Genomic DNA, 340 nt, shown 5'->3' with positions numbered 1-340 from the left:
CTATGGAACCACCCGATCCCATCCCGAACTCGGAAGTGAAACGTAGCCGCGCCGATGGTAGTGCAGCCTAAGCTGTGCGAGAGTAGGTCATCGTCAGGGTTTTATCTAAAAACCCCGCTGCTCACGCAGCGGGGTTTGTCTTTTTATGTAAGCCAGGTGTTTTACAGCCTGGGTTAGTTCCGCAAGGAAACGCATTGGAGCTGGCGCAAGGCGCTGCTCAAACCGCCTTCCTGATGAAATTAGCGCTATGGAACCACCCGATCCCATCCCGAACTCGGAAGTGAAACGTAGCCGCGCCGATGGTAGTGCAGCCTAAGCTGTGCGAGAGTAGGTCATCGTC

2 rRNA genes are annotated in these 340 nt (G+C 55.0%); both read left to right on the top strand.

Annotated features, from left to right (window positions below):
• Positions 1-99 (top strand): 5S ribosomal RNA (gene rrf, locus ACVOMB_RS21140); the annotation flags it as partial.
• Between the two features lie 130 nt (positions 100-229).
• A 5S ribosomal RNA gene (gene rrf / locus ACVOMB_RS21135) occupies positions 230-340 on the top strand; the annotation flags it as partial.

The sequence above is a fragment of the Stenotrophomonas sp. STEN018 genome (genome assembly GCF_056760235.1).
The sequence above is the reverse complement of the archived record's forward strand: the minus strand, read 5'-3'. Positions and strand labels throughout refer to the sequence as shown.